Here is a 14858-nt window from a genome sequence, read left to right on the forward strand (position 1 = left end):
GCCGGCGGAATTCTTGAGCAGGAGGTCCGGCTGCGGCGTATGGCCGGCGCGTTCCATCTGCCGCTCTTCCGCTTGCTCGATGGTCATGTATTCGCTGTCCTGGACGCAGAAATGCATCAGCGCCGTCGGAAGCCCCCAACTCCATTGTCCTGAAAACTGTTCCTCCTGCTCGGCGAGAGGCGATCCGGCGGTGACCAGGGCGGAAAAATCGAGCAACCGGGGAACGACAGCTTTCAGCTCGGACTTCGACCAGCCATGGGCGCGGGCAATGTCCGCCGTCGATGCCCATTTGTCCCACGATGCGAGAAGGCCGACCATATCAGGGCTGCATTCAAATACGCTTCTGGTCAGGAAGTTGCATGCCGTGACCTTGTTCGGGCCAGGGTAGAAAACAAGCGTTTTCGAAGAGCGCATTTTCATGAAGCTGGATGCCATCTGCGGAGCCGAAGCGCCGACAAGCGAACCGCTCGTCGGCGCAGAACGGCTTCAGCGCTTGTTGTAGTGCATGCCCTGCGAAAAGAAGACGGTCTGCGTGCCGGCGGCAATCGTCAGCTTCGGAGTATTGGTCACTTTCTTGGCCATTTTTATCCCTTTCCTGACCCCAATCTGGGATCCGTTGAAGGACCCCCGGAACGGGATCCGCGCGAAGAAAGGTAAGGTCGGAAGAGTTAATGGTTTGTTAAAATTATAGTAAAACCACGAGTCGAAGGCGGATGCGTGGATTATCTTTCTTGGTACCAAAGTGTAAAATATCGATTTTATTCAGATACAGAGTAGACAATCGTTGGCGTACGCTTTATCGGCGTACGCTTATTCTTAATTGGCGTAAGACACGGCGATCCGAGGGATTAGCCCAACCCGTCCCGGGTGAGGCTGACAACCAGTTGGTCGACGCCCGGATCGTCGAGACTGATGACATGCGCCATGCTGATGGCATCCCTTGCGTGGATGTTGGCAATGTCGCGCCGCATGATGACGGACACGAATGCCGGGCCGGCCTCCGTCAGAAGCATGGCCTTGCCCATCAGCACCGGTTCGGAGATGGGAGCCCATTGCACGGAGATCAGCGACGGCTCTCCGGTCTGGCGGCGATTGATGCCGCTGAAATAAATCCAGTTCAGCCGCGAGATCGCCACGCCATAGTGATTGCCGCGCGCTCGTGCCCAGGTCGATCCCCGGCGCTCCGACCACCCGGTGACCCGTCGAAAGGTGACCAATTCGGCTTCGCGCCGCACGAAGGTCACCGAGCGCACCAGGAGGTCGAGGCGGCCCGGGATCGAGAAATAGGTGAAATAGGTGCCGCCCGCGATCGAAGGGCTGGGAGGGCGGATCATCTGGTTGAACAGGCTCTCGGACACCGGCGGCAGGCCGCGCATCACTGGCTCGGGTGTGCCGGGATCCTGGTACAGTTCCGCCTCGTCGATGCGAAAGTAGTCGCATATCAGCTTGGCTGTGGCCTTGTTGGGAACGGTCTGCCCTTGCAGGTAGCGTTCGAACTGGGTGCGATTGATGTGCAGCTCACGGCATACCGCGCTTACGGAGGCATGGTCCTTGCACAGCCGTCTAAGGTTTGCAGCGAGATTCTCGCGAATTGACACGTCTTTGCTTCCGCAGGCGGATTTTTCATTTCGACTCGAAATCCATATAGCGTCTCCGGTCGCCCCCGCCGAAACGCCTTGGCCACAACGCACAGAAAAAACTGATTTGGTAACGTCAATTTAGTGGGGCGGTTTGCAAAAAAAACGGAAACAATCGACGAGCGCTTCCGCCATAAGTCCAATTGACAAAAGTCTTGCCGGAGATTGCGAAAACAGGCGGCGCGGCGCGCGGCCTTTTAGGCGCGCCGGCACGGCAAATGCCAGCCGTGGAGGCCAGCCCGGACGAGCGTCGCGGACTGCATATGGCGCGGAGAGCGAGGAATTAATCCGCTGGTGGAGCTGAGGAGGATCGAACTCCTGACCTCGTCATTGCGAACGACGCGCTCTCCCAGCTGAGCTACAGCCCCGTCCAGCGGATGGGCGCATTTATCGGGCGCCGCGGTTTCCTGTCAAGGCGGAGGTTTGCCGAAATCCAGTGGCCTGGCAGCCGTACCGGCGCACCGTGGCAGGCGGCCCTTGCCGGTTTCGCGTGCAATGGCTACATGTCGGCAACAATTGGAGACCGGCATGCTCGCCCTCATTCAGACAATCGTCATGGCGCTCGACCTCTACTGGTGGATCATCATCGCATCGGCGATCTTTTCCTGGCTTTACGCCTTCAACGTCGTCAACTCGCGCAATCAGTTCGTCGGTTCCATCGGCAACATGCTCTATCGGCTGACCGAACCGGCGTTGCGGCCGATCCGCCGTTTCATGCCGGACCTTGGCGGCATCGACATCTCGCCGATCATCCTGCTTTTGATCCTGTTCTTCCTGCGGCAGTTCATATTGACCAGTGTGGCGCCTCTGGTCCTGTGAGGCCGATGATCGTATGAGCGCGCCGTTTCGCCTGCGCGATGATGGCGTCGAGCTGTTTGTCCGGCTGACGCCGAAGGCTGCGCTGGACAGGCTCGAAGGCATCGAGACCACGGCGGACGAGCGAAGCCATCTGAAAGCGCGCGTCCGCGCCGTGCCGGAAAACGGCGCCGCCAATCATGCGCTCGAAAAGCTGATTGCCAAGGCGATTGGCGTGCCGGGGTCCGCCGTCTCGGTTGTCGCCGGCGGCACGGCGCGGCTGAAGACCGTGCGCATTGAAGGCGATCCGGAGACGTTGGCGAAAAGCATCGAGGCGCTCGGCCATCAGGCCTGATGTCCTTGCCGGAGGGTCAATCCCCCAGCGGCAAACGCGGATCGTCAACTTTCAACGTGTTGACGCTCTGCTTGATGCGGCGCAGATTTTCCAGAACCCTTGGTCCGCGCGTCTCGGCGACCGAGGTGACGATCATGTCGACGATCGACAGCAGCGCATAGCGCGACGATGTCGGCTTGTAGATATTGCCGTCTTCCAGCGACTGGAAATGGATGACCGTGTCGGCGACCTTGGCGAGCGCGGAGTCCGGCGGGGTGATGGCGATCGTGGTGGCGCCATATTGCTGGGCGACCTGCACCGCATCGATGACCGATCGTGCATAGCCGGAGACGGAGAAGGCGATCAGCGTGGTGTCGGGGGTGGCGACGGCAGCGTACATGCGTTGCAACTGTCCGTCGATTTGCGCCAGCACGGACACGCCAAGCCTGAACAGCCGGTTCTGCATTTCGGTCGCCATCATCGACGAAATGCCACCGGAGCCGATGCACAGCACATTGCCGGAAACCGCGATGCGTGCGGCGACGGCGACCAGCGTCGTCATGTCGAGGTTTTCGCTGGCGCGCTGGATGGCCGATATCGCCGCTTCGGTGATGGCGGAAGCGATGCGCTGTTCGCGGGCATCGCGGCTCAACGGCTCCGGCGACAGATACTGGCCGCCGATGGCGATGGCTTGCGCCAGATAGAATTTGAAGTCGCGCAGGCCCTCGCAGCCGAGGTTGCGGCAGAACCGCGTCACCGTCGGCTCGCTGACACCGACGCGCGCGGCAATTTCCGAAATCGCCGCCTTGGAAACGAAGTCGAGGTCTGCCAGCACGAAGCCGGCCAGCTTGCGATCCGACTTCGTTCCGTCCTGCGACATCAGCTGCAGGCGCGTGATGATGTCGGCCGGCGTCTTCATGCTGATATTTTCATAGAGGCAGGCCCGTCGCCTTGTCGAACAGATGGATGTTGCCGGGATCGACCGAGACCGGCAGCAGGTCTCCCGGCCTGACCGGCACCCTGTCACGGAACACGGCGCGTACCGTATCAGCACCGATAGCGCCATAGACATGTGTTTCGGAGCCGGTGGGCTCAACGACATCCACCCTGATCGCCATCGCGTCGACAGCCTCGCCGATGACAAAATGCTCGGGGCGGATGCCGGCCTCCACCGCGCTGTCCGCCGGCACCTGTTTGCCGGCAAGCGCCAGCCGCCCGCCGCCGGCCGATTCGAACCAGGTTTTCTCAAGCGTCGTCTTGAGCGAACCCGAGACGAAACTCATCGACGGCGAGCCGAGGAAGGAGGCGACGAACTTGTTGGCCGGCCTGTCATAGAGCTCCAGCGGCGCCCCGACCTGCTGGATCCTGCCGCGATCCATCACGACGATGCGGTCGGCCATGGTCATAGCCTCGATCTGGTCGTGGGTGACGTAGACGATCGTCGACTTCAGCCGCTGGTGCAGCGCCTTGATCTCGACTCGCATCTGCACGCGCAATTGTGCGTCGAGATTGGACAGCGGTTCGTCAAACAGGAACACAGACGGTTCGCGCACGATGGCGCGGCCCATGGCGACGCGCTGGCGCTGGCCGCCCGACAGCTGGCGGGGATAGCGGTCGAGATAGGAGAAGAGATTGAGGACCCCCGATGCCTTCTTGACCTTCTCATCGATTACCGTGCGCGTCTCGCCGCGTATCTTCGGGCCGAAACCGATATTGTCCGATGCCTTCAGATGCGGAAACAGCGCATAGGACTGGAACACCATGGCGATGTTGCGCTGCTGCGGCGGCAGCGCGTTGGCGCGCACGCCGCCGATCAACAGATCGCCGGAAGTGATCGTCTCCAGGCCGGCGAGCATGCGCAGCAAGGTCGACTTGCCGCAGCCGGACGGGCCGACCAGGACGACGAACTCGCCGCTCTTGATATCGAGGCTGATGTTCTCGAGGATCTTGTGCTGCCCGAAGGATTTCGACAGGTCGCGGAACTCGACGTCGGTCATGCTCACGCTCCCAATATGTCGTCGATGAAGGGCAGGCAACCGGCGGTCAGTCCCGCGTCCACGGGCATCACCACGCCTGTTACTCCCGATGCGCGATCGGACGCAAGGAAAGCGACGGCTTCCGCCACTTCCGCAGCGTTGACGATGCGGCCGAGCGGATAGAGCCGCTGCAATTTGCCGAGGATTTCGGGATCCTTGGCAAGGCGGTGGTCCCAGGCGGCGGTGCGGATCGATCCGGGGCAGACGACATTGGCGCGCAGGCCGCTGCGGCCGAGCTCGACGGCGATCGCCTTGGCATAGGCGTTGATGCCGGCCTTGGCCGCGGCATAGGCGGGATTGCCGAAATGCGCGATGGCGTTGACCGAGGAGATGAAGACGACGCTGCCGGAGCCACGGCTGGCCATCGCCTTGACCAGCGGATCGGCGAAATTCATCACGCCGGTCAGGTTGAGGTCGAGTTCCTGCTCAATCCTGTCGGGGTTGAGCGCGGGGAGCGTCTCGGCGCGCGTCCAGCCGGCATTGTTGATGAGAATGTCGGGCACACCGTCCCGGTCGAGGATGGCGGCGATCGCCGTGGCTATCGACGCCTTGTCGAGAAGATCGAAGACGTGGCGGGCGGCAAAATGCGGGCTCTTCAACGCCTCGCTCGACTGGTCGCAGCCTACGACCCTGGCGCCCCTTTGCGCCATCAGCGCCACGATGGCCGTACCGAGGCCGCCGCCCGCACCCGTCACAACGACAGTCTTGCCCTCGAATTCGGCCCTGCCTTCGAGTTCCGTTTGCGAAACCACCGTGCGTCATCCTCCGGGACCTCCGACAGGTCGTATCAGGCCTAGTCCACAAAATGTAATTAAGCAACATAATAATCTGCTTGCAAGCCCTCAAATCCTCGATAATGTAGGAAAGTCACATAAATCTTCTGCTTGGGTAACGAAGAGGCGCGCAGGCGCAAAAATCAAAATGGGAGAGTTCAAATGAGTCTTGCAAAATGGACTATCGGCCTGATGGCCGGAATGAGCATGCTGGCAATTGCGGCGCAGGCGGATGCGGGCGAGGTGCGGGTCACCGTGGCCGAGTACAGCGCCAAGACTGGCCCTTATTTCGACAGCGTCAAGAAGGAATTCGAGGCGGCGAACCCCGGCATCACGGTCAAGTTCGAAGTGGTGCCGTGGGATGTGCTGCTGCAGAAGCTGACCACCGACATCACCGCCGGCACCAATGCCGATCTGTCGATCATCGGCACGCGCTGGCTGATCGACTTCGTCCAGCAGGATGTCGCCGAACCGCTCGACGGCTACATCAAGCCCGACTTCAAGGACCGCTTCATCGACACCTTCCTGTCGCCCTCGATCATGGATGGCAAGACCTACGGCCTGCCGATCGCGGCCTCGGCGCGCGCCATGTATTACAACAAGGAGCTGTTCGAGAAGGCCGGCATCGCCAAGCCACCGGCAAACTGGACCGAGTTGCAGGAAGATGCGCGCAAGATCAAGGCTCTGGGGTCGGGCACGTTCGGCTTCGGCCTGCAGGGCAAGGAGATCGAGACCGACGTCTATTACTATTATGCGATGTGGTCCTACGGCACGGAAATCCTCAACAAGGACGGCACTTCGGGCCTGAGCACGCCCGGCGCGCTTGAAGCCGCCAAGCTCTACAAGTCGATGATCGACGAAGGCCTGACCGAACCCGGCGTCACCTCCAACAACCGCGAGGACGTGCAGAACCTGTTCAAGCAGGGCAAGGTCGGCATGATGATCACCGCACCCTTCCTGTCCAACCAGATCAAGGACGAGGCGCCGAACCTGAAATACGGCGTTGCGGCCATTCCCGCCGGACCGACCGGCGCGCGCGGCACCTATGGCGTCACCGATTCCATCATCATGTTCAAGAACTCCAAGAACAAGGACGAGGCCTGGAAGCTGCTCGATTTCCTGTTCACCACGGAGCAGCGTGCCAAGTTCACACAGGGCGAAGGCTTCCTGCCGGTGAACAAGGAAGAGGCCAAGATGGACTACTACGTCAACAATGCCGATCTGGCCGCGTTCACCGCTCTGCTGCCCGACGCCCGCTTCGCGCCGGTCATCCCGGGCTGGGAAGAGGTCGCCCAGATCACGTCGGACGCCATGCAGAAGATCTATCTCGGCGGCGACCCCGAGGCAGGCCTGAAGGACGCGGCGGCCAAGGCCAATGCGGTGCTGAAGAAGTAGGGGCAGTGCTGAAGGAATAGGGCGTATCTCCCTGCGCCCGTGGCGCGCCCCAGATTCAGGCGGGGCGCGCCACATCTTGCAGCCTCGAGCAGAAAGATAGTTCGTCGATGTCAACGCCGCCCAGCCAGGCTCCTTTCCTCTCCCACCGGAGGGGGGAGAGGTGGCTCGGCGAAGCCGAGACGGAGTGGGGGAACCACCTGGCAGCCACCGCGAACGGATATAGGAAGAGCACCAGGCGCAAGCCTCGCCTTGCGCCCAAGGGGTCGACCCCCACTCCGTCGAGCTTCGCTCGACACCTCTCCCCCGATCGACGGGGGAGAGGAAAGGGGCCCTTCCGCAACTGCTGCGGAGAACGGACGAGCAGGTGAGGGCAGCGCCGACGGTTGCAAGGAATCCTGAAGCGGTGCCCTGAGAAGAACGAGGCCGGACCAAGTCAATCTGTTAAGCCAGCGAAATCCAATCTCCCCGCAACGCGGTACAAAGCCAGCCGATGCAAAATCGTTTCTTGCCCTATCTCCTGACCTTGCCCAGCCTGTTTCTGGCGGCGGTGGTCATCTTCTGGCCGGTCTGGGACCTGATCCAGATCTCGACGCATGACGTCAGCCGCTTCGGCCAGCTTCGTGACTTCAACGACTTCGCCAATTTCGCGGCACTCGCTGCCGATCCCGATTTCACGGCCGCGCTTTGGCGCACCGGCCAATGGACGGTGATGGTGGTCGGCGGCGCGCTTCTCTTGTCGATCCCGGTGGCGATGATCCTCAACACCGATTTCTATGGCCGCGGCATTGCCCGCGTCATCATCATGCTGCCCTGGGCGGTGTCGCTGACCATGACTGCGGTGGTCTGGCGCTGGGCGCTGAGCGGCGAAAGCGGCATGCTCAATTCGGCGCTGATCGGCCTCGGCCTCATCGATCACAACATCCAGTGGCTGGCGAGTGCCGAAACCGCCTTTCCGATGCAAGTGCTGATCGGCATCCTGGTGACGGTGCCGTTCACGACGACGATCTTCCTCGGCGGGCTGTCGTCGATCCCGGACGATCTCTACGAGGCGGCGGCGCTTGAAGGGGCGACGCCGCTGCAGCAGTTCCGCGAAATTACCTTTCCGCTCCTGAAACCGTTCATCAACATCGCCATCGTGCTCAACACCATCTACGTCTTCAATTCCTTCCCGATCATCTGGGTGATGACGCAGGGCGGGCCGGCCAACTCGACCGATATCCTGGTCACCCATCTCTACAAGCTGGCCTTCCGCATCGGCAAGCTGGGCGAAGCATCGGCGGTGTCGCTGGTGATGTTCGCCATCTTGCTGGTCTTCACCATGATCTATGTGCGGCTGGCGATGCGGGAGCAACGCGCATGACGAGCAAGCTCAAGCGTTCGATCATCGCCTGGCTGCTGCTGGCGCCGCTGATCGCGGTGACGCTCTTTCCCTTCGCGGTGATGTTCCTGACCGCGGTCAAGCCGAGGCAGGAAGTGCTGTCGCCGACCTGGTGGCCGAGCGAATTCCGCTGGTCGAATTTTTCCGACATGTGGGTGGCGACCGGCTTCGGCCAGGCGTTGCTCAATTCGCTCTACGTGTCTGTGATCGCCACCGTAGGCGCCATCCTGATCTCGGTTCCGGCGGCCTATGCGATGTCGCGCTTCCGCTTTGCCGGCTACGGCGCCTTGCGCCAGTTCCTGCTGATTTCGCAGATGATCTCGCCGATCGTGCTGGTGCTCGGCCTGTTCCGGCTGATGGCCGCCTGGGGCCTGGTCGAGAGCACGACGGCGCTCGGCTTCATCTACATGGCCTTCAACATCGCCTTCACGGTGTGGATGCTGCAGAGCTATTTCGACACCATCCCGCGCGATCTCGAGGAAGCCGCCTGGATGGAGGGCGCCGGCCGCTGGCTGACCTTGCGCAAGGTGTTCCTGCCGCTCTGCCTGCCGGCGATCGCGGTGACGGCGATCTTCACCTTCATCAACGCCTGGAACGAGTTCGTCGTGGCGCTCACCATGCTGCGCAGCCAGGAAAGCTACACGCTGCCGATCCAGGTGTTTTCGCTGGTCGCCGGCCGCTACACCATCGAATGGCATCACGTCATGGCCGCGACGCTGCTGGCGACCTTGCCGGTGGCCATCCTGTTCATCTGGCTGCAGCGCTACCTCGTCAGAGGCCTGGCGCTCGGGGCGGTCAAATAGCGCCTATTCACGGACGGAGCTTTCATGCGCATTTTCACCGCCTCGCTGGCGACGGAAACCAACACCTTCTCGCCGGTGCCGACCGATAGGGCTTCGTTCGAGATGGCCTTCTATGCCGGGCCCGGCAAGCACCCGGAAACGCCGACGCTGTGCTCCTCGCCGATGGTGGCGCTACGCCGGCGTGCGGTGGCCGAAGGCCTCGATGTCATCGAAGGCACCGCCACCTGGGCCGAGCCGGGCGGCCTGGTGCAGCGGCAGACCTATGAGGCTTTGCGCGACGAGATTCTGGGCCAGCTCAAGGCGGCGCTGCCGGTCGATGCTGTCATCCTCGGCCTGCATGGCGCCATGGTGGCGCAAGGCTATGACGATTGCGAAGGCGATCTGCTCGAACGGGTTCGCGCAATGGTCGGGCCGGAGGTGGTGATCGCCGTGGAACTCGATCCGCACAGCCATCTGACACCGAAGCGCGTCGCGGCCTCCGACATTCTCGCCTATTTCCTCGAATTTCCGCACACCGATTTCTACGAGCGCGGCGAACATGTCGTCGAGCTTGGCCTGGCAGCAGTGCGTGGTGAGATCAACCCTGTCATTTCGACCTTCGACTGCCGCATGATCCAGGTGCTGCCGACCAGCCGCGAGCCGATGCGGTCCTTCGTCGATCGCATCAAGGCGCTGCACGGCAAGGACGGCGTGCTGTCGGTCTCCGTCATCCACGGCTTCATGGCGGCCGATGTGCCCGAGATGGGCACGCGCATCCTGGTCGTCACCGACAATGACAAGGCCAAGGGCGACGCGCTGGCGGAACGGCTCGGGCGGGAACTCTACGCGCTGCGCGAAAAGACGGCGATGACGATGCTGAGTGCTGCCGACGGCATCGATCGGGCGCTGGCCGTGCGCACAGAAAATCCGGGCAAGCCGGTGGTCATCGCCGATATCTGGGACAATCCCGGCGGCGGTGTGCCCGGCGACGGCACCTTCGTGCTGCGCCAGATGCTGGCGCGTGGCCTGGACAGGTTCGCCGTCGCGACCATCTGGGATCCGATTGCGGTCACCTTCTGCCTGGCGGCAGGCGAGGGCGCAATCATCGACCTGCGCTTCGGCGGCAAGGCCGGGCCGCAAGCCGGCGAGCCGATCGATGCGCGCGTGCGCGTGCTGAAGGCGGTTGCGGAGGGCTGGCAGAGTTTCGGGCCAAGCCGGGTGACGCTTGGGCCGACGGCGCTGGTCCGCCTCGAAGGCACCGAGGTCGACATCATCCTCAACACCAACCGCACGCAGACTTTCGAGCCGGATATCTTTTCCAACATCGGCGTCGATCCGCTAGCCAAGGACATGCTGCTGATCAAGTCGACCAATCATTTCTACGCCGGCTTCGAGCCGATCGCCGCCGAGATCATCTATGTCTCGGCGCCGAGTTCGTATCCCAGCAATCCGGCGGTGACCGATTACAAGAAGCTGACAAGGCCGGTGTGGCCGAGGGTGACGGATCCTTGGAAGCTGCCAATCTCCCCCACGAGGGGGGAGATTGGCTAATCACACCAACCCGCGCTTGGCCATCATCGCTTCCGGCGACGGCATCTTGCCGCGGAAGGCGGTGTAGAGTTCTTCCGGATCCTTCGAGCCGCCGGCCGCGTAGATGTTCTTGCGCAACCGCTCGGCGAGTGCCGGGTTGAAGGGGTCGCCGGTTTCCTCGAAGGCGGCAAAAGCATCGGCATCGAGCACTTCCGACCACATGTAGGAATAGTAGCCGGCCGAATAGCCTTCGCCGGAAAAGACATGGCCGAAATGCGGGGTGCGGTGACGCATGGCTATGGTGTCCGGCATATGCAGTTCTGCAAGCGTTTCGGCTTCGAAACGAAGCGGCGCTTCAGGCGCCTCCGCCCGCGCGTGATAGGCCATGTCCATCAAGGCGGAGGCGGTGAATTCGACCGTGGCGAAGCCGGCGCCGAAGGTGCGCGCGGCCAGCATCTTGTCGAGCAGCGCCTTGGGCATCGGCTTGCCGGTCTTGACGTGCAGCGCGTGCTTCTCCAGCACTGCCGGCACGGTCAGCCAGTGCTCGTAGAGCTGCGAAGGCAGTTCGACGAAATCGCGGCTGACCGAAGTGCCCGAAACCGAGGGCCAGGTGACGTCGGTCAGCATGCCGTGCAAAGCATGGCCGAACTCGTGGAACAGCGTTTTGGCCTCGTCGACCGACAGCAGAGCCGGCTCGCCCACCGGCGGCTTGGCGAAGTTCATGATGTTGTAGATGACCGGGCTCGCACCGTGGCCGAGCCTGTAGCCGGATTGCAACGCGCTCATCCAGGCGCCGGATCGCTTTGACGGCCGGGCGAAATAGTCGGCCAGGAAAAGGCCGCGCTCGCTGCCGTCGGCATTCTTCACCACGAAGACGCGGGCGTCCGGATGCCAGGCCGCGATGTCCTTTTTCTCTTCGAAGGTGATGCCGAACAGCCGTGTCGCCACGTCGAAGCAAGCGTCGATGATCCGGTCGAGCTGCAGATAGGGTTTCAGTTCCGCCTCGTCGAAGGCGAATTTCTCCGCGCGCAGCTTCTCCTGGTAGAAGCGCCAGTCCCAGGCAGCGAATTTTTCGTTGCTGCCGGCTGCGGTGGCCAGCCGTTGCAATTCGATCTGGTCGCTTGCTGCCTTCTCAAGCGCCTTTTCCCACACCGGATCGAGCAGCGCGTGCACGGCCTTCGGCGTCTTGGCCATGGTGTCATCGAGCTTCAGCGCGGCGAAAGAGGCATAGCCGAGCAGCTTTGCCTTTTCGGCCCGCAGGCGCAGCATGTCGCGCACCACGTTCGTGTTGTCGGTGGCGCCGCCATTCTGGCCGCGCATGGTGAAGGCGCGGAAGGCGATCTCGCGCAGATCGCGGCGTTCGGAGAAGGTCGAGAACGGCTCATAGATCGAGCGCGACAGAGTGACGGCATAGCGGCCCTTCTGGCCGCGTATCTCGGCCGCTTCGGCCATGGAACTTTTCACGAAGTCCGGCAGGCCGGCAAGGTCGGCTTCATCGAGGAACAGCGCCCAGTCGCGCTCGTCGGCCAGAACATTCTGGCCGAAAGCTGTGCCGAGCGAGGACAATTCCTCGCTGATGCTTGCCAGCCGCTTCTTGCCGTCGGCGTCGAGCTTGGCGCCGGAACGGACGAAGCCCTTCCAGGTCTTTTCCAGCACCCGCAAGGTCTCGGCGTCGAGCTTCAGGCTCTCACGGCGCTGGTAGAGATCGTCGATGCGGGCAAACAGCCGCTCATTCATTGAAATCGCCGAGAAATGCCTGGACATTTTCGGCGAGATGTCGCGCTCTAGCGCCTGGATCGTCTCATTGGTGTAGGCGCCGGCGCGGCACCAGAAGATCGACGAGACACGATCGAGCGCTTCGCCGCCGAGTTCCAGCGCGGCAAGCGTGTTCTCGACGGTCGGCGCATCCTTGTTGCCGGCGATCGCCTCGATCTCGGCCTCGTGCGCCTTCAGCGCCGCGTCGAAGACCGGGGAGAAGTCGCCGTCGCCAATGCGCGTGAAATCGGGCAGGCCGAGCGGCCCCTGCCACGCGGTCAGCGGATGGGCGGCGAGGTCGACGGCTTTCGTGGAAGGCATGGACAGTCTTTCGTTGGTGAAGCAGGCAGGTGGGTCGTACCCGATGTAGGGCGCGGCCGGCGGACCCGCAATATGCGGATTTGGCCGATATCGCCCTCAAAAGCCGTCGCAGTTTTCGGCGATCGCCGCTTGTGAACTGGCGGTGATGCGGTTGTCGGTGACCGCGAAAGTTTCCTGCATCAGCATGTCGTTGTTGGGGAAATCGTAGCAGGCGACCACCGTGGTGACGCCGCCTTCGCTTTTCTCGATCCGGTGCCGGATCGCAGCACCGGCAACGGCACCTTTCCATTCGTCGATCGAAGCGATGAATTCCTGCTTGCTTTGCACGATGCCGAGGTCGTCCAGCTTGATGCGGACATCGTCGGCGAGCAGGTCGGACAGTTCCGTGCGGTCGGCGACCAGCAGCGCCGAATACCAGCGGCTGATGAGGGCACGATCATCGGCGCGGGCGGCAATAATCGCCAGCAGCAGTGCGGCCGCCACAAAAGCGACCGACCTGATGTTCACCAGCTTGCGCGCCGCCGCGTTCATCCCAGCTCCGGCCGTTCGAAATCGCCAGTCTCCTTGTTCATCGTCCAGAGTTCGCCGGTCGAGATATCGAACCAGGCCCCATGCAGCGACAGCCGTCCCTTGCCTTCGAGAATCGAGACGCAGGGAAAGGTTCTGAGGTTGGCGATGGAATAGCGGATCGAGATGCGCTCCAGCGCGGTCTGGCGCTCCGAAGCGGTCATGAAGGTGCTGGAGGAGACGGTTTCGGCCGCCGGCGCGATCAGGCTCATCCACTTGCCGATGAAGTCGCCCGGCGACAGCGGCGTGGAATTGGTGTCGAGCGCGGCCCGGATGCCGCCACAGCGGCCATGGCCCATGACGACGATGTTCTTGACCTTGAGGCTCTGCACGGCGAATTCAAGCGCCGCCGAGGTCGAATGGAACTCGCCGTCGGGTGCATAGGGCGGCACCAGATTGCCGACATTGCGCAGCACGAAGAGTTCGCCCGGCCCAGCGTCGAAGATCGCCTCGGGCGCCGAACGCGAATCGCAGCAGGCGACGATCATCGTCTCCGGCGCCTGGCCTTCGCGAGCGAGATCGCGATAGCGCCCGCTCTCGGTGAGATAGCGGCCATTCATGAAATTGCGATAGCCGGCGAGAAGATGTTCAGGGAGATGGGACATGGGCGGCGTCTGGAGCCTTTCCGAGTTGGATGCGGCAGCTCGTTGCGGTCTAGAGAGGCTCTAGCGGCAAAAGCCGGTCGCGAGCAATGCAGAATTATGAGGGCTGGCTAGAAATGCCATGCATCCAGCGCAACCGTGGCCAACAGCGTCACGCCCAGATGGCGACGGGAATGCCAAAGCTATCGCGGCCCGGCGGGTCGGGAAACGGCCGCGCCTCGCCGCTGGCGATGCGACCGGCGATCAGCGTCATCGCGGCTGCGTCGAGGAAGTCATCAGCGGCGGCACCGCGGGGCGGCGGCTGGTCGAGAAAGCCCTTATCATAGCCGAGCCGGCAGAGCAGCGCCTTGCGTTCCGCCATGCCGGCCGGATTGATGCTGCCCTTGATCTTCTTCGGCAGTTGCATGGCTTGATCGCCGTTCAAGCGGCAGAAAGCGACTTCCGGATGGGATTCGAACACGCGGCCGCGCAAATCGGGCCGCGCGATCAGCAGGGCGTCGATCTCGCGGATCTTGGCAAAAATGCCGAACGCCTGGATCGAGACGCCGCGCGGCGGATCGGATGTGGTCAGGGCCACCGCGCTTGCCCTGATGTGCGCGGCATACCAGGCTTCGATGGTGGTGAAGCCGTTGGTGTCGGCATAGAGCGCGGCACGGGACGGGATCGAGAAGACACTGGACTGGCGTGCCCCGAGCAGCGGCCGCACCAGGGCTTCGGGGCCGCGCCCGCCCTTGCCCGAAAAGCCGGGCAGGCCGATCGGCATGTCGACGGCGATGACAGCGTCTTCGGGAAGGGATGCGAGCAGGGCAGTGAAGGTTGCAAAGACACCGACCGACGGTGCCATGCCAAAAGTTCGTCGGACGGCGATCCAGCCGGCCTTGCAGCCATCGACGCCGACAAGTACGGCCTCAGTCGATGTCACGCCCGGCGGCCCCGCCCTGGATGTGTGAGGT

Annotated in this window: 14 protein-coding genes, 1 tRNA gene and 1 pseudogene; 6 read left to right on the forward strand and 10 right to left on the reverse strand. The window is 62.7% G+C overall.

All coding sequences use genetic code 11. From position 1 onward, the window contains the following. The 3 genes and pseudogenes from EN925_RS04335 to EN925_RS04350 all read right to left on the reverse strand — a co-directional run. Positions 1-318: pseudogene (locus EN925_RS04335) on the reverse strand (SagB/ThcOx family dehydrogenase); the annotation flags it as partial. 530 nt (positions 319-848) lie between these two features. Then, positions 849-1598: a helix-turn-helix transcriptional regulator gene (locus EN925_RS04345; RefSeq protein ID WP_013528976.1), complete on the reverse strand. Its 750-nt coding sequence runs from the start codon at positions 1596-1598 to the stop codon at positions 849-851. Between the two features lie 331 nt (positions 1599-1929). Continuing rightward, positions 1930-2005 (reverse strand) — tRNA-Ala (locus tag EN925_RS04350). A 160-nt stretch (positions 2006-2165) separates the two neighbouring features. On the opposite strand from EN925_RS04350, the gene EN925_RS04355 reads away from it, so the two are divergent. Together EN925_RS04355 and EN925_RS04360 are read left to right on the forward strand one after the other, a co-directional pair. After that, entirely contained in the window at positions 2166-2456 is a 291-nt protein-coding gene (locus EN925_RS04355; protein ID WP_013528977.1) for a YggT family protein, read from the forward strand. Positions 2457-2469: 13 nt separating this feature from the next. Then, on the forward strand, positions 2470-2787 hold the full coding sequence (locus tag EN925_RS04360) for a DUF167 domain-containing protein (RefSeq protein ID WP_013528978.1): 318 nt from the start codon (positions 2470-2472) through the stop codon (positions 2785-2787). A gap of 16 nt (positions 2788-2803) precedes the next feature. On the opposite strand, the gene EN925_RS04365 is transcribed toward EN925_RS04360, so the two are convergent. From EN925_RS04365 to EN925_RS04375, 3 genes are read right to left on the reverse strand one after another with little or no spacing between them, the layout of a single operon-like run. After that, complete coding sequence (locus EN925_RS04365; protein WP_013528979.1) at positions 2804-3685, reverse strand: MurR/RpiR family transcriptional regulator; 882 nt, start codon at positions 3683-3685, stop codon at positions 2804-2806. 10 nt (positions 3686-3695) lie between these two features. Further along, positions 3696-4763 (reverse strand): sn-glycerol-3-phosphate ABC transporter ATP-binding protein UgpC, encoded by a 1068-nt coding sequence (ugpC, locus tag EN925_RS04370; protein WP_013528980.1) that lies wholly within the window; start codon positions 4761-4763, stop codon positions 3696-3698. A gap of 2 nt (positions 4764-4765) precedes the next feature. Then, the gene (locus EN925_RS04375) at positions 4766-5554 is read right to left on the reverse strand and encodes an SDR family oxidoreductase (protein WP_013528981.1); all 789 of its coding nucleotides are present in this window, start codon (positions 5552-5554) and stop codon (positions 4766-4768) included. A gap of 183 nt (positions 5555-5737) precedes the next feature. Here EN925_RS04375 and EN925_RS04380 point away from each other — a divergent pair, with 183 nt between their 5' ends. The 4 genes from EN925_RS04380 (at position 5738) to EN925_RS04395 (ending at position 10681) form a co-directional block, all read left to right on the forward strand. Then, entirely contained in the window at positions 5738-6970 is a 1233-nt protein-coding gene (locus EN925_RS04380) for a sugar ABC transporter substrate-binding protein (RefSeq protein WP_127368162.1), read from the forward strand. 490 nt (positions 6971-7460) lie between these two features. Next, on the forward strand, positions 7461-8330 hold the full coding sequence (locus EN925_RS04385) for a sugar ABC transporter permease (RefSeq protein ID WP_024504714.1): 870 nt from the start codon (positions 7461-7463) through the stop codon (positions 8328-8330). Then, entirely contained in the window at positions 8327-9151 is an 825-nt protein-coding gene (locus tag EN925_RS04390; protein ID WP_127384654.1) for a carbohydrate ABC transporter permease, read from the forward strand. Before EN925_RS04385 ends, EN925_RS04390 begins: the two co-directional genes overlap by 4 nt. Before the next feature lie 24 nt (positions 9152-9175). Beyond that, entirely contained in the window at positions 9176-10681 is a 1506-nt protein-coding gene (locus tag EN925_RS04395) for a M81 family metallopeptidase (RefSeq protein WP_013528985.1), read from the forward strand. Here EN925_RS04395 and EN925_RS04400 read toward each other — a convergent pair whose 3' ends face one another. From EN925_RS04400 to EN925_RS04415, 4 genes are all read right to left on the reverse strand, one after another. Then, positions 10682-12736, reverse strand: a complete 2055-nt coding sequence (locus EN925_RS04400) for a M3 family metallopeptidase (protein WP_013528986.1) — start codon at positions 12734-12736, stop codon at positions 10682-10684. Positions 12737-12832: 96 nt separating this feature from the next. Further along, the gene (locus EN925_RS04405) at positions 12833-13267 is read right to left on the reverse strand and encodes a hypothetical protein (RefSeq protein ID WP_013528987.1); all 435 of its coding nucleotides are present in this window, start codon (positions 13265-13267) and stop codon (positions 12833-12835) included. Further along, on the reverse strand, positions 13264-13908 hold the full coding sequence (locus EN925_RS04410) for a carbonic anhydrase (protein WP_013528988.1): 645 nt from the start codon (positions 13906-13908) through the stop codon (positions 13264-13266). Before EN925_RS04410 ends, EN925_RS04405 begins: the two co-directional genes overlap by 4 nt. A gap of 148 nt (positions 13909-14056) precedes the next feature. Beyond that, positions 14057-14827, reverse strand: coding sequence for a DUF429 domain-containing protein (locus tag EN925_RS04415; RefSeq protein ID WP_013528989.1), 771 nt, complete (start codon positions 14825-14827; stop codon positions 14057-14059). Positions 14828-14858 lie beyond the last annotated feature (31 nt).

Origin of the sequence: Mesorhizobium sp. M7A.F.Ca.US.006.04.2.1 (assembly GCF_004022915.1) — a bacterium.
In the GTDB taxonomy this organism is placed as follows: Bacteria; Pseudomonadota; Alphaproteobacteria; order Rhizobiales; family Rhizobiaceae; genus Mesorhizobium; species Mesorhizobium ciceri.

What these genes read in the sequence shown, in the direction of transcription:
- EN925_RS04390 (WP_127384654.1), top strand. Translation starts at nt 8,327, where the DNA reads ATGACGAGCAAGCTCAAGCGTTCGATCATCGCCTGGCTGCTGCTGGCG.
- ugpC (WP_013528980.1), bottom strand. Translation starts at nt 4,763, where the DNA reads ATGACCGACGTCGAGTTCCGCGACCTGTCGAAATCCTTCGGGCAGCAC.
- EN925_RS04385 (WP_024504714.1), top strand. Translation starts at nt 7,461, where the DNA reads ATGCAAAATCGTTTCTTGCCCTATCTCCTGACCTTGCCCAGCCTGTTT.
- EN925_RS04365 (WP_013528979.1), bottom strand. Translation starts at nt 3,685, where the DNA reads ATGAAGACGCCGGCCGACATCATCACGCGCCTGCAGCTGATGTCGCAG.
- EN925_RS04380 (WP_127368162.1), top strand. Translation starts at nt 5,738, where the DNA reads ATGAGTCTTGCAAAATGGACTATCGGCCTGATGGCCGGAATGAGCATG.
- EN925_RS04410 (WP_013528988.1), bottom strand. Translation starts at nt 13,908, where the DNA reads ATGTCCCATCTCCCTGAACATCTTCTCGCCGGCTATCGCAATTTCATG.
- EN925_RS04400 (WP_013528986.1), bottom strand. Translation starts at nt 12,736, where the DNA reads ATGCCTTCCACGAAAGCCGTCGACCTCGCCGCCCATCCGCTGACCGCG.
- EN925_RS04355 (WP_013528977.1), top strand. Translation starts at nt 2,166, where the DNA reads ATGCTCGCCCTCATTCAGACAATCGTCATGGCGCTCGACCTCTACTGG.
- EN925_RS04405 (WP_013528987.1), bottom strand. Translation starts at nt 13,267, where the DNA reads ATGAACGCGGCGGCGCGCAAGCTGGTGAACATCAGGTCGGTCGCTTTT.
- EN925_RS04360 (WP_013528978.1), top strand. Translation starts at nt 2,470, where the DNA reads ATGAGCGCGCCGTTTCGCCTGCGCGATGATGGCGTCGAGCTGTTTGTC.
- EN925_RS04395 (WP_013528985.1), top strand. Translation starts at nt 9,176, where the DNA reads ATGCGCATTTTCACCGCCTCGCTGGCGACGGAAACCAACACCTTCTCG.